This is a genomic window from Campylobacter sp. JMF_06 NA1 (assembly GCF_027737785.1).
Classification (GTDB): domain Bacteria; phylum Campylobacterota; class Campylobacteria; order Campylobacterales; family Campylobacteraceae; genus Campylobacter_B.
Map to the genome: position 1 here is coordinate 132,022 of NZ_JAOVUA010000004.1, position 21,732 is coordinate 153,753.

Here is a 21,732-nt window from a genome sequence, read left to right on the forward strand (position 1 = left end):
CGTGTTAGATCAAATATCCCAACAAAAACGCTTAGGACTAGCTATTTTGCTAGCTTTTTTGTTTTTTGTGGCATACGACCATTTTTATATGTCAAAAGTCAGAGCTGCTATGGAGGCGAACAAAACAGCCACTGCCGCGCAAAGTGCGCAAAGCGTGGCAAAACAAGCCCCAACTAGCGCAAGTGCTAGCATAACTCCGAGCGCAAGCGCAGGTGCGAGCGCGCAAAATCAGTTAGTCAAAATCGTCGGCAAAGAGGCGAATTTTACGATTGATAATTTCGGTCGCATTAGCTCATACACACTAAATGATAAAAAATTTACAAAAGATGGCGAACCGATAAATTTAATCAGCAAAGATGGCGATTCAAAACCGCTTGAAATCAGATTCGAAGACGCTAATTTAAACGAGCTAGCATTTTCTACTCCATACACTGCTTCCGCTGATAGATTAGATATCACAAACGGCGCGGCTAGCGTGGTTTTGACGCAAAATTTAGGTGATTTTGTCGTTAGTAAAAATTTGAAATTTAACCCAAATGGAAGTTACGAAATCGATATCAAATTTAACCGCCCGACTTCGTATTTTATCACACCTGGCTCTCGCCCTGATGTCGAGGTAGATGGATATACAATCCACGGAATCACAGTAGGCAAAAGCGACGATACAGTCGAGATTTTTGAAGACGGCGATGTGAGCGAAAACGAGCGCGTCGAAAACGCCATATTTGTGGCCAGCTCAGATAGATACTACACGAGCCTATTTTTTGGCGAAAATTTAAACACCACGATTACTAGCGCAAACGATATTTCACAAGCCTTCATTAGAGCAAACGGTGATTTTAAGAGCATTGGTTATATCGGACCGAAGGATTATGTAACCCTAAAAGAGGTAGATCCAAAGCTAACTAATGTCATTGAGTATGGCTGGTTTACCTTCATCGCAAGGCCTATGTTTAAATTTTTGCGCTGGATTTATAGCCATGTAGGCAACTGGGGCTGGGCGATTGTAATACTTACGCTAATTATCCGCGCAGCACTCTTTCCGCTTAGCTACAAGGGTATGTTATCGATGAATAAGCTAAAAGATTTAGCCCCAAAAATGAAAGAGTTGCAAGAAAAATACAAAGGCGATCCGCAAAAATTGCAAATGCACATGATGGAGCTATATCGCAAAAACGGCGCGAACCCAATGGGCGGATGTTTGCCGATACTACTTCAAATTCCGGTATTTTTCGCGATTTACCGCGTGCTTTTAAACGCAATCGAGCTAAAAGGCGCTGAGTGGGCTATGTGGATACACGATCTATCGCTAAAAGATCCATATTATATCTTGCCGATTTTGATGACAGCGCTTATGTTTTTACAGCAAAAAATCACGCCTACTTCATTTACAGACCCAATGCAAGAGAAGGTAATGAAATTCTTGCCACTAATGTTTGGTGTATTTTTCCTAATGTTCCCAGCGGGTCTTACGCTGTATTGGACTGTGAATAATATGTGTTCGATAGTGCAACAATATGTCATAAACAAAATCTTTGCTCGCCAAAAGCAAGCCCAAATTTCGGAGAAAAAACATGAAAATTGAAGCGATAAATTTAACGCAAGCTTACCAAAAAGCAGCAGATGAGTTTGGGTGTTCGATTACCGAGCTAAATATCAGGGTAATTCAACAGCCAAGTAGCGGATTTTTGGGCTTTTTTAAGAAAAACGCCATTATCGAGGTTGTCAAAAAGGGCGAGAAATTTCCACAAAGCGAAAATTTAAGCCAAAAATCAAATGATGAGAAAAAACCGCAAAATTCGCAAAAAACTAGAAGCGTAAATTCGCACAAAGTCCGCAAAGAAAAGCCAAAAGCTACCATAAATGATGAAATTTGCAAAGATATCGAGCAAAAAATCACAAATTTGATCGCACAAAGCGGATTTAATCTTAGTGTTTGCGAGGTTAAAATTTACGATGAAAACAGCGTCTATATCAAAATCGACGGCGATGATAGCGCACTTTTAATCGGCAAGGAAGGCCACAGATACAAGGCGTTTTCGTATATGATTTATAACTGGATTAGTATGAAATACAACCTCTCTGTCGTTTTCGAAGTGGCTGAATTTTTGCAAAACCAAAGCAAACATATCGACTCGTATGTGGGCGCATTAAAGGCGAACGCAAACGGCTCAAAAATCGTAACCAAGCCATTTGACGGGGCATTTGTCAAAATCGCTAGCGACAAGATTAAAGAAAGCTTCCCAGATCGCACGATCGGTATCAAATCCACTCGTAACGGCAAAATCATCATAATCGACGAAAAAAATTAATGAATCAAACAATCGCTGCTATCGCCACCGCTCATGGAGTCGGTGGAATATCAATCGTGCGCATAAGTGGGGCAGGCGCCTTGCAAATCGCGCGCGAAATTTCGCATAAAAATGACTTCTCACCGCGCCACGCCACACTAGCGAATTTATACGGCGCGGACGGGGTGAAATTTGGCGAGGCGATTTTTATATATTTCAAAGCCCCGCATAGCTTCACTGGCGAAGATGTCGTGGAGATCCAAACACACGGCGGACTTATTAGCTCGTCTATGGCGCTTGATAGCGTGGTTGCGCTAGGAGCGCGTATCGCTGAGCCTGGGGAGTTTAGCAAAAGGGCGTTTTTAAACGGCAAAATGGATTTAAGCAAGGCCGAGGCGATTAGCGATTTGATACTTTCTCGCTCGGAAAGTGCGGCTAAGATTTTGTCTCGCAACCTGCACGGCGAGCTTGAAGGCTTTGTAAATGATCTGCGCGCTAAGCTTGTCAAAACTCTTGCATTTGCCGAGGTTTGCATAGATTATGCCGAAGAGGATTTGCCACGCGATGTGCTTGAAAATTCGCTAAAAATGCTAAATGAAAACATAGAAAATTTAGAAAAAATCACCCAGATTAGCAAGAGCAGAAAAGGGCTAATCGAGGGCTTTAAGGTCGCGATCGTAGGCAAACCAAATGTGGGCAAAAGCAGTATTTTAAACGCACTTTTAAACTACGAGCGCGCAATCGTCAGCGATGAGGCTGGCACGACTAGGGATAGAATCGAAGAGAGCCTTAAAATCGGCACTCACCTAATCCGTATCATTGATACAGCAGGCATTAGGCATGGCGAGAGCAAGACCGAAAATATCGGCATTTCATACTCAATCAAGGCGATTGATGAGGCGGATATTATCCTAGCTGTGTTTGATAGCTCTGCGAAATTTGAGAACGAAGATGAAAAAATCGTCCAAATTTTGGAGCAAAAAAGCGATAAAAAAATATTTTATATCCTAAATAAATCTGATTTAGCGCAAAATTTTGCATATAATTTTGCGCAAAAACCGCTTAAAATTTCAGCCAAAAACGGCGTCGATGAGATTTTAAAAGAGCTTGAAATTTACCTAAATTCGCAGAATTTCGACGGACTTATGCTAAGTAATACTCGCCAAATTAATGCTTGCCAAAACGCGCTAAACGCCCTAAAAAGCGCGCGCGAAAAGCTAAACGAGGCTGAGCTTGAAATTTTCGCTTATGAAATGAATCGCGCCATAGAGCAGATTTCATCGATTTCTAGGCCCTTTGAGAGGGACGAAATTTTAGATGAAATGTTTGGGAATTTTTGCCTAGGAAAGTGATTTTATATCTTATTTAGCCAAAATTTACTATAATCATCCCTTTTAATAAGGGTGAAAATGAGAGAAAAATTTGAATATTTCATAGTCGTAATTTTAATAAAATTAGCCAAAATTCTACCGACAAATTTCTTATATTTTTTCTTTGATTTCTTGGCAAAATTCGCCTTTTTTGCGCTAAAATCACGCGCAAAAATCGCTATAAAAAACCTTAGCCTTGCCTACCCACAAAAATCAGCTGGCGAGATTAAAACCCTAGCGCGCGAAAATTTCCGCTCTGTGGCCAAAACCCTGACCCAAACCCTGCTTTTTTACCACGAGAGGCTCGATTTTAGCGCACTTATTGCTAACAAAGACGAGGCGCTAGAAAAGGTAAAAGCACTAAAAGGTGATAGCAAAAACGGCATTTTGTTTTTCACGGCGCATTTTGGAAACTGGGAAGTTTTGGCCCATTTTTACGGCGCGAACGGCTTTCCTGTGGCGGTTGTGGGGCGCAGGGGAAATAACGAACTCATCGAAGACCGCCTAGTTACGCCATTTCGCAAAAAATACGGCAACGAGCTAATCTACAAAGATGACGCCATGCGCGGGCTTGTCGAGAGATTACGAGCTGGCAAAAATGTAGGAATCCTGCCAGATCAAAAGTCGGGCGGAAAAAACAGCCTAAAAACCACATTTTTTGGGCGCGAGTGTTACACCACAAAGACGATTGCGTCGCTGTATTTGAAATTTAACCCAGTCCTAATCCCCGTTTTCGCGCGTCGCATGAGTGATGGTCGCTACGAAATCGTCATTAAAGATTTCACCCCGCCAAGCGAAAATTTAGAAAAATCACAGGCCGAGCAGTTCATAACCCAGCAGTGCAACGATATCTTTGAAGAGGTCGTGCGAAGTGCGCCCGAGCAGTGGTTTTGGATGCATAATCGCTGGAAAGTTGATTGATGAGAGCGCTTATCTTTACCGACGGGCGCAAGGGGCATGAGAGCCAAAGCGTGGCGTTTTGCGAGTTAAAAGGCTTGGAATTTGAGCTTTGCAAAGTTAGCTATAAAAACAAAATTTTAAAAATTCTCTCATATTTTTTGGATTTTTTGGGGCTGAAATTTAAAATTTTCGAGTGCGAAAACAAAAATTTTGCGAATTTTGATATTTTCGTAGGAGCTGGGTCGGCGACATACTATCCCTTAAAATACTGCGCCGCGAAATTTGGCAAAAAAAGCGTCGCGCTAATGTATCCAAAAGGCTATAAAAAGGACTTTTCGCTCATTTTCGCAAACGCTCACGATACCACGCAAACTGCGCCAAATGTGGTGATTTTGCCGACAAATTTAAACCTTAGCAAAACGGGGAATTTCTACACTCCCAAAAAAAGCGCGGTTGCATTTGTCATCGGTGGGCCAAACGCTTCGTTTGATATGAATAGCGAAATTTGCGACATTGTAGAAGAGATTAAGGCAAAATTTCCGCTCCACGAATACGCTATAACCACTAGCCCACGCACCCCACGCGATATCGAGGCGCAGTTTGAGCGCGCGAATTTCGATTTTAGCGTGATTTACAGCAAAAATCAGATTAATCCAATCGGCGATTTTTTGGAGGGTTGCGAGTGGATTTTTATCACGCAAGATTCTGTTTCGATGATAAGCGAGGCTGTGTGCAATGGTCGCGCAAATGTCGCTGTTTTGGCACTTCCACGCAAAAATTCGCACAATAAATTTGACGATTTTATCGCAAATTTAGCGCAAAATGAGTGTTTGCGAATTTACGCTAAAAACGGCGAGTTAAAACCGACAAAAAAGATAAATTTAAGCCAAATTTTGCAAGGAATTAGCCTATGAGAGTGGTGCAAATACTGCCAGAACTTAACGAAGGTGGCGTCGAGCGCGGTGTAGTCGAGCTCACGCGCGAATTTGCTAAATTTGGCGTGGAGAGCGTGGTGATTAGCAATGGCGGAAAGCTAGTAAGCGAGCTAGAAAAAAACGGCGTGCGCCACATAAAATTCGATGTTTGCTCCAAAAATATATTCACAGCATTTTCCCGCGCTAGTGCGCTAAAAGAAATTTTGCGCGAGATTGCCCCAGATATCGTGCATGTGCGCTCTCGCGTGCCTGCGTGGCTAGTGAAATTCGCCAAAAGGGGGCTAAATTTTGGGCTAGTTAGCACCGTGCATGGGCTAAATTCTGTGAATTTTTACAGCAAAATCATGGTAAAAGCCGATAAAATCATCTGTGTCAGCAACGCTACGAAAGATTATGTGGTGCGAAATTTCGGCGCAGATGTCAGCAAAATCAGGGTGATTCCGCGCGGAATTGATTTGGAAAAATTTAATCCTAGCAATTTAGACCACGATTTTATGGCGAAATTTCGCGCCGAATTTGGGCTAAAAGATAGCGATTTCATCGTCGCAAGTGTCGGCCGCATAACGCAACTCAAAGACTATGAAACGCTCATAAAAGCGGGGCAAATTTTAAAGCAAAGCTTTGGTGAGGGGCTAAAAATTTTAATCGTGGGCGGTGTGCGAGAGGATAAAAAAGAGTATTTTTTGGGGCTGCAAAATTTAGCGCGTGAGTTAAATTTGGCGCAAAGCGTGATTTTTACGGGTTCGCAAAGCAAAATCCCTGAGATTTACGCGCTAAGCAATGTGGTCGTGAGCGCATCGAAAAAGCCAGAGAGTTTTGGACGAAGTGTAGCTGAGGCGATCGCTATGGGCGCGCCTGTGGTGGCGAGCAATCACGGTGGCGTGCTAGATATAATCAAATCTGGCGTAAATGGTGAGCTTTTTGCCGTGGGCGACGAGAGAGATTTGGCTGATAGGATACTGCGCGCGAAAGATTATAGCTTTGATGGATACGGCTACATAGCAAAGAATTTTAGCCTAACGCAAATGGTGGAGAAAACTATGAGTGTGTATAAGGAGATGGTGTGAGTAAAATTTTGGATTTTATCAGATTAAATCCTTGGCAAAGTGCGCTAAAATTCGGGCTTATAATTTGGCTTTGTTCGATTGCATTTGAAAATAGCGTGTATCAAATTTCGACGATTTATATAATAGTTTTGGCGATTTTGCATGTTGTAATTTACAAAAATTTCAGCGTTTTAATCGCAAATTTAAAAGAAGTCAAGCTTTTTTCGTTTTTTGTCTTTTTAATCATTGTTTCTATGGTTATCGCAAATCTCCTAAACCCCGAGCTTTTGACAAAAAAATCGTGGCGAAATATCATTATTTTTGTCACTAGATATGGTTTTGTTTTTATCGCATTGGCTTATTTTTATAAGTTGAAATTTTTCTCCAAAAAAGAGATTATTTTATATTTATTGCTTGGAACATCGATTTTATTGGTATCGGCGATTTATCAAGCGATAAATAATCCAGACTTAATCCTAAGCAAAAAGGTAAATAATATCAAAAAAACAGGTCTAACTGGGCTTTTGGATAATCGCAACAGGCTAGGGCTTATGATGGGCATAGGGGCTGTGTTTAGCTTGATTTTTACAAAATACAAGCCAAAGCTTGGCATAGTTTCGTTTTTATTGCATATTAGCGTTTTGGTTTTTACATATTCGCGTTCGTCGTGGGTCGGCGTGAGTGCGGCTATGCTTTTATGGGCGGCTTTAAATTTTAGAAAAAATATAAAATTTATACTCTTAGTTTTGATTTTATTTAGCCTTATTGTTTTGGGGATTTATTTTTATTTTGATGCCGTTGCGATTAGGTTTAATCATCTTTTAACTGGACGCACTAGTTACAGAGATATTATCTGGGAATACACGATTACTCAAATCCAAAACAATCCTATTTTTGGGCATGGTGTGCAAACTTGGATTAGCCTAGAAAAACCAAAAAAACTTATGCAATTTGTCATGGTGCATAATGCTGAGCTTGAAATTTTGCTTTTCACTGGAATTTTTGGTCTTCTAGCATGGCTTGGGGTGCTGTTTTGCGCTATCAAAGAGATATTTAGAAGTAAAAATTTCATCTATTTTTGCGCTTTGGCATATTTTTGCATTGTAATTCAATTTGATTTTAGTCTGTTTGATACAAAAAGGCTGATGAGCTATCTAAGCTTATTTGCGTTTTTGATTTTTGCTGATAAATTTACACAAAAGGCCGATGCGTGAAAATAGCCTATTTTTCGTGCTCTACAATCTATGGCGGCGTAGAAAAAATCGTTTGCGATAGCATAAATGAGCTATGCCAAAACGATGAAGTGCTTTTAATCGTGCCAAACGGGTGTTTGTATAAAGATAAAATTTCGCCAAAAGTTAGAATTTACGAGTATAAAAACTATGATAAAAGGTGGAATTTACTTTTATATTTTGAAATTTTAAAAGTATTGAAAAAATTTGGCGTCCAAATTTTACACACTCACGGCGCAAAAGCTTCGCAAATGGGATTTTTGCTGAATAAATTTATGGATTTTACGCAGGTTGCTACAAAGCATAATGTGCGAAAGGGCAAAATTTTTAATAAAATTTCAAATGTCATTTCTGTATCAAAGAGCGTAGCCCAAACCATAAATCACAAAAGTGAAGTTATATATTTTGGCATTAAAGAAAGGCAAATTTCACGAAATTTAGGCGATAAATTTAGCATTATTGCGGTTGGAAGACTAGATTTTATCAAAGGTTTTGATGAGTTGATAAAATCTGTTAGTAAGCTTGATTTTGACTTTGTTTTGCAAATTGTCGGCGAGGGAAAAGAGAGAAAAAATTTGCAAAATTTAATAAATTCTCTAAATTTGCAAAGCAAAGTGGTGCTCCTCGGATTTAAAGACGATGTCGCACAAAGGCTAGCAAATTCGCACCTACAAATCATATCATCTCGTAGTGAGGGGCTTTCGATTAGCTTAATTGAAGGGATTTTTTATGCTAATGTTTTACTTGGCACCAAAGTTGGTGGAATTAGTGAAATTTTAGATGAGGAATTTTTTATCGATTATGAAAATATGAGCGCAAAAATTAGTAAAATTTACAAAAATTACGATATGTATTCGCAAAAATTTAGCGAAAAACACAAAGAGATAAAAAATAGTCTGAAATTTGAAAATTATATATCCACTCTAAAAAATTATTACGAAAACTGCCTAAAATAGGCAATTTATACGCTAAACCCCAAGCTAAAATCACTCAATGCTCTTGTTTGCTCTAAAAGCTCATTTTGGCTCATATTTTTTGGGTGTTTTTCGCTTTTGTGTGAGGTTTGTAGCGCTTCTTGCATTTTTTGCATATATTCATCGTATGTGCAAATCAGCCTTGCTGGATTTCCGCCGACAACAGAATTTGAGGCTACATTTTTTGTGATTACGCTTCCGGCTGCGATTATGACCTTATCGCCGATTTTTGTGCGTGGTAAAATAATGCTTCCATAACCGATAAAAACATCATTTCCTATCTCGACTTTGCCGATTTTAGAGTAGCCAAGGACTTTTTTTGTGCTTGCATCATGGGCTAAAATTGTAGCGTTTGTAATGGTTACATTATCGCCGATACTGATGAGATGACCGAACGCCTCATCGATGCAAGAGTTGATAATATGGACATTACTGCCCATTTTTATATTTTTGTATGTGGGTTTGCCTTTTAGCTTTTTTATCAAATTTTTAAACATAAATTTTCCTTAAATTTTTTGCCCATTATATAGAAAAAATAATTAAATTTAACGAAGTATAAAGCGGTAATATGAGATAATCGCAGGATTTAAAATTTAGGAAATGGTTTGAAAATCTTACACGCTCTTAATTGGATAAAATTTGCAGGAACAGAAAACGCTTGTGTCCAGCTATGCAACGAATTAGTTAAAGAACACGAAATTTATCTAATGAGCGATAAAAATATTTTAAAATACATAGACAAAAATGTAAAATTAATAGAGATAAATTTTAAAAAAAACAGATACAACCCCATTTTTTTGCATAAAATTGCTAAAATTTTAGATGAAATTAGCCCAGATATCATACACGCTCACAATGCAAAAGTGATAGAGATTATCTATAATGCTAGATTTTTTATGAAAAAGAAAATTCCGCTGATTGCCACAAAACACACTTTGGAATTCAAAAAAAATTATAAATTAGCTGATTTGTGCGTGGCTGTGTTAGATGAGACAAAAAAGATTTTACCGCCAAATTCTATAATTATCGAAAATGGAATTTTGTATAAAAAGCCAGAAAAGATTAAAAAACTAGATAAATTTCACATCATCAGCTCTGGCAGATTAAGCGCCATTAAGCAAATGGATGTGGTCATCAAAGCGCTTAGTTTGGTGAAATTTGACTTTGTGTGCGAGATATTTGGTCAGGGCGAGAAGCAAGGTGAGCTAGAAAGGCTAATTAGCGAGCTAAAACTTGATAAAAAGGTCTTTTTGCGCGGTTTCGTGGATAATATAAATGATCATTTAGCAAGCTGCGATTTACAAATCATCGCTTCGAAATTCGAAGCTTACGGACTTGTGGCGATTGACGGGATTTATTATTCGCCACTTATGATTTCAACGAATACTGGCATTTGTGAGCGAATTTTGCCTAGTGAGCTAAAATTTAGCGCCACGCCAGAAAATTTAGCTCACAAACTAGATGAAATCCACGCAAACTACGATAAATTCGTGCAAATTTTCGCCCCTATCAAAGCCAAAAAAGACGAATTTAGCGTAGAAAAAATGGCGCAAAAATACATTAATGCTTATGAAAATTTGATAAAGGATTTTAAAAAATGATATATTTTTTCGCAATTTTAGCTGTGGCGTTTATAGCGTTTTCGTGCAGGTATAACTGGTGGCGGATCCCGCAGGGCTGGGACAAGGCGCGCGTGCTGATGTATCATAGCATAAGCGAGCATAAGGGCGATAAATTTGATAAATGGCGCGTTCGCCCAGCTGATTTTGAGGCCCAAATCGCATGGCTAGCCAAAAACGGCTTTACTACTTTCACGCTTAGCGAGCTAGCAAATTTAGCCCAAATCCCGCCAAAATCGGTCTGTATTACCTTCGATGACGGATTTATGGATAACTACACAAACGCCTTTGAAATTTTGAAAAAATATAATTTCAAAGCCACGATTTTTGTGGTGGCTACCGCTACGCAAAACGACTGGGAGCGCGGAAATACCGAGCATTTAAGCCAAATTTTAACTAGCGATGAGATAAATTTAATGCACCGCTCAAATTTAATCGAGTTTGGCTCTCACACGCTAAGCCACGCGAATTTAGATCGTTTGTGGGCGAGCGAGCCCGAAAAAGCGCGAGATGAAATCGAAAAATCCAAAAAAGAGTTAGAAAAAATCACTGGGCGCGAGTGCAGAGTTTTCGCCTATCCTTACGGCAAATTTAATGATGAAATTTTATCGCTTACGCGAAATTCAGGATACTGCGCCGCGGTCGTGGTAAAGCGCGGACTTTACGAAGCGGGCGATGATAAATTTGCCATTAAGCGAATTGGCGTTTTGGGGACGGAGAGTTTTTTTGATTTTTGGCTGAAATTTACGCGCATAAGGAATAAACTATGATAAATGCAAGTGTCTATGCAATCGTGCAAAACGAAGAAAAACATATCGAACGAATGCTAAAAAGTGTCGCGGATTTCGCTGAAATCATCATCGTCGATAGCGGCAGCACCGATAAAACGCTAGAAATTGCGCAAAAATACGGCGCGAAAATCCACCACCACGATTGGCAAGGCGAGGGTGTGCAAAAAAACTATGCTTTTTCACTCTGCTCACACGAGTGGGTGCTAAACCTTGACGGCGACGAGGAAGTAAGCAAAGAGCTAAAAGCTGAAATTTGTGAGTTTATGGCGCAGAGCGAATTCGACGGGCTTGATATTAAATTTCATGAATTTTATATGGGCGGGATCGTCGATGATAGAGTGCGCAAAAACACCCACATTAGATTTTTTCGCAAAAGTGCTGGCGAATACCGAAATTTGGGCGTGCATGCGCAAGTTAGCATAAATGGCAAGGCGCGAAAATCTCGTGGCGTGATTTATCATTTCAGCGATAAACCAATCAAAGAGCTAGTGAGCAAAAACAACAACTATTCGAGCCTGCGCGCACAGCAAAAATTTGAAAAAGGCAAAAAACCGAGCCTAGCCAAACTGCTTTTTATCTTTCCGCTTGTCTTTTTCAAATCGTATTTTTTAAGGCGAAGTTTTTTTGACGGCAAAAAAGGCTTCATAATCGCCGTTATAAACGCATTTTACGCATTTATGAAAGAGGCAAAATTGTATGAAATTTGGCTTAACAAAAAAGGAAATTAAGCAAAATTTAGCTATTATAAAAAGTTATTAAATTCCACTAAAAGGGCGATAAAATGGATAAAAAAACCATTGCGGCACACAAAATCAGCGAAGACGAATATGCGAAAATTTTAGAAATTCTAGGGCGTGAGCCGAATTTGCTAGAACTTGGCATTTTTTCGGCTATGTGGAGCGAACACTGCTCATATAAATCAAGCAAAAAATACCTAAACGGCTTTCCGACCAAGGCTCCATGGGTCATACAAGGTCCCGGTGAAAATGCCGGTGTCATCGACATTGGCGGTGGCATGGCGGCTGTTTTTAAAATGGAAAGCCACAATCACCCTAGCTACATCGAGCCGTTTCAAGGCGCAGCCACAGGCGTAGGCGGAATACTGCGCGATATTTTTACAATGGGCGCAAGAGTTGAAGCAAATCTAAATTCGCTTCGTTTTGGCGATGTCGTGGGAAATTCCAAAACAAATCGCTACCAAAGATATTTAGTCAAAGGCGCAGTTAGCGGTATCGCACACTATGGTAACTGCATGGGAATCCCTACGATAGGCGGCGAAACGACATTTGATAGCAGTTTTAATGGAAATATTTTGGTAAATGCCTTTGCTCTTGGAATTGTAAAAAGTGATGAAATTTTCTACGGCAAAGCAGAAGGCGTGGGAAACTCAGTCATTTATGTAGGCTCAAAAACAGGCAGGGACGGGCTTGGCGGAGCTGTTATGGCAAGTGATAGCTTTAACGATGAAAACAAATCTCTTCGCCCAACCGTGCAAGTTGGCGATCCGTTTGCCGAAAAACTTTTAATGGAAGCTTGTTTGGAGCTTTTTAAAACTGATTTCGTCGTTGGAATTCAAGACATGGGCGCGGCGGGTCTTACTTCTAGTAGCTTTGAAATGGCAGGGCGAAGCGGAAGCGGTATGAAAATGCACCTTGATCGTGTCCCTATGCGTGAAAGTGGTATGACGCCATACGAGCTAATGCTAAGCGAAAGCCAAGAGCGTATGCTAATTTGCGCGAAAAAAGGTTGCGAAGATAAGATAAAAGAGATTTTTGCGAAATGGGATTTAGACGCAGAAGTCATCGGCGAAGTAACAAATACCGGTAAAATGGAGCTTTACTGGCATGGCGAGCTAGCTGGCGAGATTCCAATCGAGCCTTTAAGCGAAGCAGCTCCAATTCTAGACCGCCCTACAAAACGCCCAGCGTATTTGGACGAAATAGCAAACCAAAATTTATGCACATGCTCTGATAAATTTGACATAAACGCCGATTTCGACAAGGTTTTTTCGCACCCAGATGTGCTAAATAAATCTTTGATTTACGATCAATACGACGCAAATGTGGGGCTAAATTCAGCCAAACGCCCGGGCAAACTAGGCGCAGCGGTAATGAGAGTCAAAGAAAATGGCGCAAAACTCGCAATCGCTATGGATTGCAACACCCGCATGAACTATATCGACCCATACACTGGCGCGGCTCTTGCTGTGGCTGTGAGCGGACGCAAGGTGGCTCTTAGTGGCGCGACACCGCTAGCCATAACTGACTGCCTAAACTACGGCAATCCGCAAAACCCAGAGGTTATGTGGCAGTTCGCACAGGGCGCAGAGGGTATCAAAGAGGCCTGCAAGGCTCTAAATACGCCAGTTGTGAGCGGAAATGTGAGCTTGTATAACGAAACAGAGGGTGTGAGTATCCAGCCGACCCCAGCTATCGTAACTGTGGGTGTAAATAATGGCGAGATTATCCCTAGCGATTTCACTCAGGCTGATACTAGCGTCTATTTGGTGGGCGATACACACGGCGTGTTTTCAGGTTCGCTGTATCAACAAGCCGTAAAAGGCGCAATCGGTGGCATGCTACCAAAGCTAGACTTAGCCAAAGAGCGCAAACTTTGGGATTTTGCGATTAAAGCGGGCAAGCAGGGTGCATTGCGCTTCGCAAACTCCGTAGGAATCGGTGGCGTGGCAATCACCCTAGCCAAAATGGCGTGTGTGGGCAAAATGGGTGGCGAGTTTAAAATGCCGTGCGATGATGAGAGAGATATTTTCGACGAGAGCTTTACTCGCGCGATTTTCGGCGTAAAAGATGAAGCAAAATTTGAAAGCTTGGCGCGCGAAGCAGGGCTAAATTTCGTAAAACTTGGCATTACTGGTGGTAAAATTTTCCAAATCAATAGCATTTCGCGCGATTTGGGAGAGTTGAGCGAAATTTATTTCAACGAATTTGCGAAAATAATTAGAAGCGAAGATTAATAGTGTCGAGTATTTTTTATCTATTTTTGGCTTTTTTGCTTTATCATTTTATAAAGGGATTTATAAGCGGTATTAGCGGAAATTCCGGCTATGAGAGAAAAGAGCCAAAAATGAGCCTTGAAGAGGCGAAAATTTTAATCACCCTAACTGCAAAGGTCGCCAAAAGCGACGGCGTGGTAAATGAAACAGAAGCCACGATGATAGGCGAGATTTTGGACGATTTGGTTCGCAAAATGGGTGGCGGCGAAAACGAGAGAAAACTTTTGAAGCAAGTTTATAAGATAAACAAAGACAAAGAGCACGATATCTACTCTCTCGCGTTTCATTACAATCAAAAATTTCACCTAAGTTCGAGCCGAAAAGCGGCGCTAATTTATTTTTTCTTAAACATAGCCTATATCGATCGCTCATTTAGCGAGCAAGAGCGAGATATAATCGCCAAAATCGCGCGTGGATTTGGTATGCCTTCACATGTGGTAAGTCAAATTTTTGCTATGTTTGAGGCGAGTTATTATGGCACATACGGCGGTTCTAGCCAAAATTATGACAACCGCGGGCGTGGTGGCTACCAAAATAGTCGAAATTCTGGCGGTTATGGCGGCAGTTATGGCGGAAATTATGGCGGCGGATATGGTGGCTCTGCGCGCAATGCCAGCTCGAAAAAAGACCCTTACGAAGTCTTGGGCGTGGATAAGGGTGCTAGTTTTGGCGAAATAAAGAAAAAATACCGCGAACTAGTCAAAAAATACCACCCAGATATTTTAATGGGCAAGGGCGCAGATGACGAGATTATCCAAGAAGGCACGAAAAAGCTTCAAGAAATCAATGAAGCGTATGAGAGCCTAAAAGAGCGTTTGGGCGAAAGCTAAATTTTAAAATTTAAAAATTTCAATTTATAAAGGAGTGAGCATGAGAGCGTTAATCAGCGTTAGCGACAAAGACGGCGTAGTGGAATTTGCAAAAGATTTGGCAAATTTGGGTTGGGAAATTTTAAGCACGGGTGGCACTTATAAGCTACTTTGCGAAAACGGCGTAAATGCTGTGGAAGTGAGTGCTTACACAGGAAGCCCTGAGATGTTTGAAGGCAGAGTAAAAACCCTGCACCCTAAAATTCACGGCGGAATTTTGCACAAAAGGGACGACAAAAATCACGCCGAACAAGCCCTAAAACACGGCATTGGCGGGATTGATTTGGTTTGTGTAAATTTATATCCTTTCAAGCAAACCACGATTCGCACAGATGATTTTGATGAGATTATCGAAAATATCGACATTGGTGGACCTGCTATGGTGCGCAGTGCAGCAAAAAATTTCAAAGATGTTTTGATAGTAACGGACATTTTGGATTATGATTTAGTTGTGGAAAAAATTCGCTCAAATTCGGCTGATTTGGAATTTCGCCGAAGCCTTATGATAAAAGCCTACGAGCACACTGCCGCGTATGATAGCATGATAGCAAACTATATGAACGAGCGATTTAACGGCGGTTTTGGTGCTAAAAAATTTATCACAGGCTCAAAAGTCATGGCGACAAGATACGGCGAAAACCCGCACCAAAAGGGCGCTTTGTATGAATTCGAAAACTTTTTTAGCCTAAATTTCAAAGCCCTAAAAGGCGAAGCAAGTTTTAACAATATGACCGATATTCACGGCGCAGTTATGCTAGCAAGTAGCTTTGGGCAAGCCCCAGCAGTAAGTATCTGCAAACACGCAAATCCGTGCGGGTTTGCCATAAAATCAAATTTGCTAGAAAGCTACATAGAAGCGCTTAAATGCGACCCTGTCTCAGCTTATGGTGGCGTGGTGGCGATAAACGGCACACTTGATAAAGCATTAGCTGAGAAAATCAATGAAATTTTTGTGGAAGTTATAATTGCTGCAAATGTCGATGACGCCGCGCTTGAAGTATTTGCAAACAAAAAACGCATTAAAATTTTCACACAAGAGAATAAATTTTTAATGCGCGAAAATGATAAATATGACTTTAAATTCATAGACGGCGGATTTGTCTATCAAGAACGCGACTATGTGGGCGCTGATGAGGTTAAAAATGCTAAATGCGTTACCAAGCGTTCGGCGAATGAGGGCGAATTTACCGATTTGCAAATCGCTTGGCAGGTGGCAGCACTAACTAAATCAAACTGCGTAGTTTATGTGAAAAATTCGGCAATGGTGGCGATCGGCATGGGTATGACAAGCCGTGTCGATGCTGCGCGCGCAGCTGTGGCAAAAGCAAGGGATTTGGGCTTGGATTTGCAAGGTTGCGCACTGGCAAGTGAAGCGTTTTTTCCTTTCAAAGATAGCATAGAAATCGCTAATGAAGTAGGCGTAAAAGCCGTAATCCAACCGGGTGGCTCAATCCGTGATGATGAAGTCGTCGCAGCGGCAGATGAATTCGGTATGGCGATGTATTTTACAGGAATTCGCCACTTTTTACATTAATTCCCAAATCTGCTAGATTAAATGTTTAAATGTTTCGCATTTCGTGCTCACTACCGACAAGGTAGCAATGCTTGAAATGCGAAATTTACTAAATTTGCCGAATTTGTCATTGCGAGCTTTCGTAGAAAGTGAAGCAATCTACGACTTTAAAACAACTAAATGCCAAAATTGTAAAATTCATAAAATTTCATAAATTTTGCAAAAACACTGACCTTAAATTTTACACTCGTAGATTGCTTCGAATTTGCTATGCAAATTCTCGCAATTACAAACCAAACAACTAAACCCAAATTTCTTATAAATTTATCTCATTTCTAATCCATAGCATTTCACTACGCTATTAAGTAAATTTAAACTTATAAAAGGCTATAATCTAGGCTTTTTCAAACCAATAAAAAGAGGGTTTTAAACAGATGAATTTCTTATCATTGCCCAATGCCGGGCGACAAAACGAGTTGGATATAGCGAGGGGTCTTGCTGTAATCTTTATGGTGCTAATCCACTGCGTGGAATACTTCTACAACGGCGAAGATTCCGTGTTTTTCAAGGTCGCAAACTTTCTAGGCTCACCGCCTGCTGCTCCTGTTTTTATGTTTATTTTGGGTTGCGGTATTGTGTATTCTAGGCGTTCTGCGCCGGGACTACTTTTTAAGCGTGGCGTGATATTTTTGGTGTTATCTTATGTCTTTAATGCGCTTGTGTATGTGTTTCCATACTACATTAGCTCTAAGCTAAACGATGACACTGAAATTTTCGAAGAAAACTGGACGCAGATTTACGATGCGGATATTTTGCAGTTTGCGGGACTTGCGTTTATATTTTTTGCGCTAATGAAAAAGCTAAATTTATCAAATTTAGGCTATCTCATAGTGGGAATCATCTGCTCAGGCGTGGCAATGTATCTAGGCGAGAATTTCGCAGAGTTTGAATCTGACGCAATGTTGGCAGTAACAGGGCTATTTTGGGGCACACATGAGGGAAGCTATTTTCCATTTTTAAGCTGGATTGCCTACCCGATAGCTGGGTATTTATTCGCTGATATTTTAATCTACACTCGCCCAGAAGATAAAGGCAGCCTATACACAAAGCTAAGCCTTATTTGCGCGGTTATCTTCATCGCCTCGGCTGTGGTATTGGCGAAGTTTTATGCGTGGGACGATATGATGGACGGCGACCCATACTACCACCAAAACATATTTTTTAACATAATGTTTATCGCTTTTGTTTTGGCGTGGATTGGGCTAATGTATCTGGTAGCTAAGGTGCTTCCAAATTTGATTATGTCTTGCTTAAAAACAATAAGTGTGCTTGTAACGCCGTTTTATGTGTTGCAATACATTTTCATCATTTATATTGCCGTGCTTATTTTTGGCGACGAAGCAGAGTGGGATATGAATCCTGTGCTATTAATGTTTGTAGCTGTGAGCGTGCTATCATACATCGTAGCGGTAATCTACTCAAAAATTCGCAAAGCATAAAAAAAGGCTACCGAAATTTCGGTAGCCCAAATTTTAAATTTTACTCTCCAAATTTAGCTAAAAAATAGCAAATTTACCATTATTATGATTATTGCAAGAGGGGCTATAAATCTTAGCGAAAAATACCAAATCTCAAACGCACCCTTGCCCATATCTTCGCCAAAAAACTCCGCTAAAAGGGATTTTTTCATCACAAATCCGACGAAAATCGCCGAACTTAGTGCGCCAAGAGGAAGCATGATATTTGAGGTCAAAAAGTCTAAAATATCGAAAAATCCCTTGCCAAAAAATGTAAAACTCTCGCCAAATTCCGCGTTCATTGATAGCGTGCAGCACGCCCCTAGCGCGCCTACGACTATGCCTGATAACCCGCACGCTCTGTTTCTAGAAATGCCAAAATGATTGACAAGATACAAGATAAATGGCTCTATCATCGAAACCGCGCTCGTAATCCCAGCAAAAAACAGCGACACAAAAAACAAAATCGCTAAAATTTGCCCCATAAAGCCAAGCTTAGCAAACATTGTGGTAAGCGATACAAACACTAGTCCTGCGCCCTGAGATGGGCTAGCATTAAATTCGAAGATAAATGTAAATACGATTAGCCCCATCATTAGCCCGATTGCGATATTGATAAATACGATATTTACGCAACTTTTCACTAGCTTTACACCCTCTCCAAGGCTAGCAGCATACGCAGCGATACAGCCAATCCCGATACAAAGGGTAAAAAGTGAAAGCCCAAGCGCGTCAAGCACGCTAGCGACGGTGATTTTGGAAAAATCAGGCGTGAATAAAAACTTCACCGCCTCGCCAAACCCGTCCATAAAAACCGCATATCCTAGCATTAAAAGCAAAAGCACGAAAAGCAGGGGCATCATTATCAAATTTAGCTTTTCTATGCCACTTTTGATTCCGCGCGATACCACAAAAAGTGTCAGCACAAGCCCTAACGCATAAAATGCAAGGCTTGAAAATAGCGAGTGCGAAATCACGCCCCCAAAGAGTGCGCCAGCCTCATCTACTGAGCCAGGAAGCGCGCTAAAACCGATGAAAATGTATCTCATAACCCAGCCAAGGATTACGAGATAAAATGACAAAACAAAAATTCCGCCCACTATGAAAATTCCAGCGAATTTCCACTTTTCGCCGTTTTTGGGGTCGAGATATCTATACGCGCTAGGCAAATCGGCTCTGCTAATGCGCCCAATCGCCATTTCGGCTAAAAATAGGCTAAACCCAATCCCAAGCGTTAGCACGAGGTATAAAAGCACAAACGCGCTTCCACCGTTGCTGCCGACTAGGGTTGGAAACTTCCACGCATTTCCAAGCCCCACAGCACCGCCGGCGACCGCTAAAACAAAGCCGATTTTGCTAAATTTATCGTTCATAATCTTTCTTTAAATTTCAAATTTGACTATCCAAAATTTACGATTCCTAGCTCTCTTAGCGCGATTACAAAAATCGCAAGCGGAGATACCACGCGAAGTAGGACATAATACCAAATCTTAAATCCCAAATCTCCCATATATGGCGAAAGTATGGCATAAACGCCGTCTTTTTTGATGACATATCCTACGAAAATGACGATGATTAATCCGCCAAGTGGCATTAAAATTTTAGATGTCAAATAATCCAGCGCGTCGAAAAACGGCTGTCCTGCGATGACGAAATACTCGCTTGTCGCGCCATAGTATCCCAAAATGCAGGCAATCCCTAGCACATAGGTAAATACAAAAACCGCCACGCAAGCTTTCGCGCGAGAAAATGCGCGGGATTTGACTAGGTAATAAACAGCTGGTTCAATCATCGAAATCGCTGAGGTAATGGCGGCGAAAAGCAATGTTAAGAAAAACGCAAACGCCAAAATATGTCCGATAAAGCCAAGTTTGCTAAATAGCACAGCAAGGGAGACGAAAATCAACCCAGGACCTGATTGGGCTGGATCGCCGTTAAATTCGAAAATAAATGTGAAAACAACCAAACCCATCATAACGCCAATCATTACATTAATCAAAACGATATTAATGCTCGAAGTTAGGATATTGGTGCGCTCTGGCAGGCTTGCAGCGTATGTCAAAATCGTAGTTACGCCAAGGCTAAGTGTGAAAAACGCTAATCCTAGCGCGTCAAGCACGCTTTGTGAATTTAGCGCGCTAAAATCAGGCAAAAGCAAGAATTTTGCGCTTTGTGCGAATCCATCGAAGCTAGCCGAATACAAAACCATAAGCACAAGCAGGATAAAAAGGCTAGGCATCATCCAGATATTTAATCTCTCAATGCCGTTTTTGATACCCTTTGAGACGATCAAAAAGCACACAAGCGACATTATCGTAAAGCAGATAATCGCTACAAGCGGTGAATTCGAAATCAAAGCGTTAAACATCGCACCGCTATCGTCTAAATTTTGAGGCAACGAAAAAATCGATGTGGCTGTGTATTTCAAGATCCAGCCCATTACGACGCTGTAAAATGAGTAAATCAAAAGCGCAGTAATCATCAAAAATCCAGCCTTGCTCCAAAGCTCTTTGTTGCTAGGGGCAAGTCTTCGGTAGCTATCGACTGGATCGCTCTCACCAAGGCGACCTATGGTGATTTCGCCGATAAAAATGACAAAACTTACCAAAAATGTGAGTAAAAGATAGAGCAAAATAAATGCGCTACCGCCGTTTTGACCTACGAGTGTGGGGAATTTCCAAGCGTTTCCAAGTCCCACGGCTGAGCCTGCGACCGCCAAAATAAAACCAATGCGTGTGAATTTGTCGTTCATACTTTTCCTTTTGGTAAAAAATTTGCCAATTTTATCAGAATTTAGCTTACATTAAGCTATTTAAATTTGATTAAATTTATAAAATTTTGGCTAAAATCACGCGTTATAAAATTTAATCAAGGAAAATTTATGGAAGTAAAACTTTTGAATTTCACGCCACTTTGGGTATGCTCAAACGCCATAAGAACTTGCTGGCAAAGCTTCGAGCGGGGCGATAACGGCGGTGAAAAGGACTTAGCGTTAATCAACCGCGTGGGAAATGAAATGAAGCACTCATCTACGCTCGAACATATTTTTTATAATTTTTATATCAAGGGCATCTCGCGCGCGCTTTTGCAAGAATTAGCGAGGCATCGTATGGCAAGTCTGAGTGTGAAATCCACCCGCTACACGCTAAAAGAGCTAAGAAATGAACCTGAGATCACGAGCGATAGCGCCGCAAAATACATCGTGCTAACAGGCAACGACGCCGTCGATAGCGCAAGCATAAAAGCTCTAAATAATCTAAGGGAAATTTTAGGTGCAAACACTAGCCTAGATATCGCCAAATACTGCCTGCCAGAGTGCTACAAAACCGAGCTAGCGTGGAGCATAAATGCTAGAAGTTTGCAAAACTTCCTCTCTCTTCGTTCTAGCAAATCGGCACTTTGGGAGATACGCGCACTCGCAAATGCGATTTATGAAGCACTGCCAGAGGAGCATAAATTTATCTTCGAGCATTGTATGTATAAGGCAAATCCGCAAGAATTGTAAAATTTGTGTCATTGTAAAGAAATGCGAAGCATTTCAGTTAAATAAAACTAGCTAAATTTAAAGCTTCGCTTTAAATTTAGCCACCTTGTAAAGCGTCGTCGGGGGTTGGGGGTTTGTAAGGGGGAAGGGGAGCGACCTCGCAATTCAAGCCCCCTTC

18 protein-coding genes and 1 pseudogene are annotated in these 21,732 nt (G+C 40.9%); 16 read left to right on the forward strand and 3 right to left on the reverse strand.

Annotated features, from left to right (window positions below):
* The first annotated feature begins 1 nt into the window (after position 1).
* Genes yidC through OFO07_RS05920 form a run of 8 tightly spaced genes read left to right on the forward strand, consistent with a single transcriptional unit; the run spans position 2 to position 8,730 of the window.
* Complete coding sequence (gene yidC / locus OFO07_RS05885) at positions 2 to 1,585, forward strand: membrane protein insertase YidC (protein ID WP_442868067.1); 1,584 nt, start codon at positions 2 to 4, stop codon at positions 1,583 to 1,585.
* Positions 1,575 to 2,312 (forward strand): Jag N-terminal domain-containing protein, encoded by a 738-nt coding sequence (locus OFO07_RS05890; protein WP_270871283.1) that lies wholly within the window; start codon positions 1,575 to 1,577, stop codon positions 2,310 to 2,312. The genes yidC and OFO07_RS05890 overlap by 11 nt, the downstream gene beginning before the upstream one ends.
* Positions 2,312 to 3,643: a tRNA uridine-5-carboxymethylaminomethyl(34) synthesis GTPase MnmE gene (gene mnmE / locus OFO07_RS05895; RefSeq protein WP_270871284.1), complete on the forward strand. Its 1,332-nt coding sequence runs from the start codon at positions 2,312 to 2,314 to the stop codon at positions 3,641 to 3,643. Before OFO07_RS05890 ends, mnmE begins: the two co-directional genes overlap by 1 nt.
* A gap of 57 nt (positions 3,644 to 3,700) precedes the next feature.
* Positions 3,701 to 4,582 (forward strand): lysophospholipid acyltransferase family protein, encoded by an 882-nt coding sequence (locus OFO07_RS05900; protein ID WP_270871285.1) that lies wholly within the window; start codon positions 3,701 to 3,703, stop codon positions 4,580 to 4,582.
* Entirely contained in the window at positions 4,582 to 5,475 is an 894-nt protein-coding gene (locus OFO07_RS05905; protein WP_270871286.1) for an ELM1/GtrOC1 family putative glycosyltransferase, read from the forward strand. The genes OFO07_RS05900 and OFO07_RS05905 overlap by 1 nt, the downstream gene beginning before the upstream one ends.
* On the forward strand, positions 5,472 to 6,563 hold the full coding sequence (locus OFO07_RS05910; protein ID WP_270871287.1) for a glycosyltransferase family 4 protein: 1,092 nt from the start codon (positions 5,472 to 5,474) through the stop codon (positions 6,561 to 6,563). The genes OFO07_RS05905 and OFO07_RS05910 overlap by 4 nt, the downstream gene beginning before the upstream one ends.
* On the forward strand, positions 6,560 to 7,756 hold the full coding sequence (locus OFO07_RS05915) for an O-antigen ligase family protein (protein WP_270871288.1): 1,197 nt from the start codon (positions 6,560 to 6,562) through the stop codon (positions 7,754 to 7,756). The genes OFO07_RS05910 and OFO07_RS05915 overlap by 4 nt, the downstream gene beginning before the upstream one ends.
* Positions 7,753 to 8,730, forward strand: a complete 978-nt coding sequence (locus OFO07_RS05920; RefSeq protein WP_270871289.1) for a glycosyltransferase — start codon at positions 7,753 to 7,755, stop codon at positions 8,728 to 8,730. Before OFO07_RS05915 ends, OFO07_RS05920 begins: the two co-directional genes overlap by 4 nt.
* A gap of 152 nt (positions 8,731 to 8,882) precedes the next feature.
* On the opposite strand, the pseudogene OFO07_RS07880 reads toward OFO07_RS05920, so the two are convergent.
* Positions 8,883 to 9,041: pseudogene (locus tag OFO07_RS07880) on the reverse strand (DapH/DapD/GlmU-related protein); the annotation flags it as partial.
* A 312-nt stretch (positions 9,042 to 9,353) separates the two neighbouring features.
* On the opposite strand from OFO07_RS07880, the gene OFO07_RS05930 reads away from it, so the two are divergent.
* The 7 genes from OFO07_RS05930 to OFO07_RS05960 all read left to right on the forward strand — a co-directional run bounded on the left by OFO07_RS05930 (position 9,354) and on the right by OFO07_RS05960 (position 18,052).
* Positions 9,354 to 10,349, forward strand: a complete 996-nt coding sequence (locus OFO07_RS05930) for a glycosyltransferase (RefSeq protein ID WP_270871291.1) — start codon at positions 9,354 to 9,356, stop codon at positions 10,347 to 10,349.
* Positions 10,346 to 11,137, forward strand: a complete 792-nt coding sequence (locus OFO07_RS05935; protein ID WP_270869635.1) for a polysaccharide deacetylase family protein — start codon at positions 10,346 to 10,348, stop codon at positions 11,135 to 11,137. The genes OFO07_RS05930 and OFO07_RS05935 overlap by 4 nt, the downstream gene beginning before the upstream one ends.
* Positions 11,134 to 11,886 (forward strand): glycosyltransferase family 2 protein, encoded by a 753-nt coding sequence (locus OFO07_RS05940; protein WP_270869634.1) that lies wholly within the window; start codon positions 11,134 to 11,136, stop codon positions 11,884 to 11,886. Before OFO07_RS05935 ends, OFO07_RS05940 begins: the two co-directional genes overlap by 4 nt.
* A gap of 53 nt (positions 11,887 to 11,939) precedes the next feature.
* Entirely contained in the window at positions 11,940 to 14,132 is a 2,193-nt protein-coding gene (purL, locus tag OFO07_RS05945) for a phosphoribosylformylglycinamidine synthase subunit PurL (protein ID WP_270871292.1), read from the forward strand.
* A gap of 2 nt (positions 14,133 to 14,134) precedes the next feature.
* Positions 14,135 to 15,001 carry a DnaJ domain-containing protein gene (locus OFO07_RS05950; protein ID WP_270871293.1) on the forward strand — a complete coding sequence of 289 codons (867 nt, stop codon included), beginning with the start codon at positions 14,135 to 14,137 and terminating at the stop codon, positions 14,999 to 15,001.
* Positions 15,002 to 15,041: 40 nt separating this feature from the next.
* Entirely contained in the window at positions 15,042 to 16,574 is a 1,533-nt protein-coding gene (gene purH / locus OFO07_RS05955; protein WP_270871294.1) for a bifunctional phosphoribosylaminoimidazolecarboxamide formyltransferase/IMP cyclohydrolase, read from the forward strand.
* A 455-nt stretch (positions 16,575 to 17,029) separates the two neighbouring features.
* Positions 17,030 to 18,052, forward strand: coding sequence for an acyltransferase family protein (locus OFO07_RS05960; protein ID WP_270871295.1), 1,023 nt, complete (start codon positions 17,030 to 17,032; stop codon positions 18,050 to 18,052).
* Between the two features lie 53 nt (positions 18,053 to 18,105).
* Here the strand turns inward: OFO07_RS05960 and OFO07_RS05965 are convergent, their stop codons facing one another.
* Complete coding sequence (locus tag OFO07_RS05965; RefSeq protein ID WP_270871296.1) at positions 18,106 to 19,443, reverse strand: sodium-dependent transporter; 1,338 nt, start codon at positions 19,441 to 19,443, stop codon at positions 18,106 to 18,108.
* A 26-nt stretch (positions 19,444 to 19,469) separates the two neighbouring features.
* Positions 19,470 to 20,822 (reverse strand): sodium-dependent transporter, encoded by a 1,353-nt coding sequence (locus tag OFO07_RS05970; RefSeq protein ID WP_270871297.1) that lies wholly within the window; start codon positions 20,820 to 20,822, stop codon positions 19,470 to 19,472.
* A 129-nt stretch (positions 20,823 to 20,951) separates the two neighbouring features.
* Here OFO07_RS05970 and thyX point away from each other — a divergent pair, with 129 nt between their 5' ends.
* The gene (gene thyX, locus OFO07_RS05975; RefSeq protein WP_270871298.1) at positions 20,952 to 21,575 is read left to right on the forward strand and encodes an FAD-dependent thymidylate synthase; all 624 of its coding nucleotides are present in this window, start codon (positions 20,952 to 20,954) and stop codon (positions 21,573 to 21,575) included.
* Positions 21,576 to 21,732: the final 157 nt, after the last annotated feature.

Bases quoted from the DNA above. Each gene is read 5' to 3' on its own strand.
- OFO07_RS05890 (WP_270871283.1), top strand. From the start codon at position 1,575: ATGAAAATTGAAGCGATAAATTTAACGCAAGCTTACCAAAAAGCAGCA.
- mnmE (WP_270871284.1), top strand. From the start codon at position 2,312: ATGAATCAAACAATCGCTGCTATCGCCACCGCTCATGGAGTCGGTGGA.
- OFO07_RS05900 (WP_270871285.1), top strand. From the start codon at position 3,701: ATGAGAGAAAAATTTGAATATTTCATAGTCGTAATTTTAATAAAATTA.
- OFO07_RS05905 (WP_270871286.1), top strand. From the start codon at position 4,582: ATGAGAGCGCTTATCTTTACCGACGGGCGCAAGGGGCATGAGAGCCAA.
- OFO07_RS05910 (WP_270871287.1), top strand. From the start codon at position 5,472: ATGAGAGTGGTGCAAATACTGCCAGAACTTAACGAAGGTGGCGTCGAG.
- OFO07_RS05935 (WP_270869635.1), top strand. From the start codon at position 10,346: ATGATATATTTTTTCGCAATTTTAGCTGTGGCGTTTATAGCGTTTTCG.
- OFO07_RS05940 (WP_270869634.1), top strand. From the start codon at position 11,134: ATGATAAATGCAAGTGTCTATGCAATCGTGCAAAACGAAGAAAAACAT.
- purL (WP_270871292.1), top strand. From the start codon at position 11,940: ATGGATAAAAAAACCATTGCGGCACACAAAATCAGCGAAGACGAATAT.
- purH (WP_270871294.1), top strand. From the start codon at position 15,042: ATGAGAGCGTTAATCAGCGTTAGCGACAAAGACGGCGTAGTGGAATTT.
- OFO07_RS05965 (WP_270871296.1), bottom strand. From the start codon at position 19,443: ATGAACGATAAATTTAGCAAAATCGGCTTTGTTTTAGCGGTCGCCGGC.
- OFO07_RS05970 (WP_270871297.1), bottom strand. From the start codon at position 20,822: ATGAACGACAAATTCACACGCATTGGTTTTATTTTGGCGGTCGCAGGC.
- thyX (WP_270871298.1), top strand. From the start codon at position 20,952: ATGGAAGTAAAACTTTTGAATTTCACGCCACTTTGGGTATGCTCAAAC.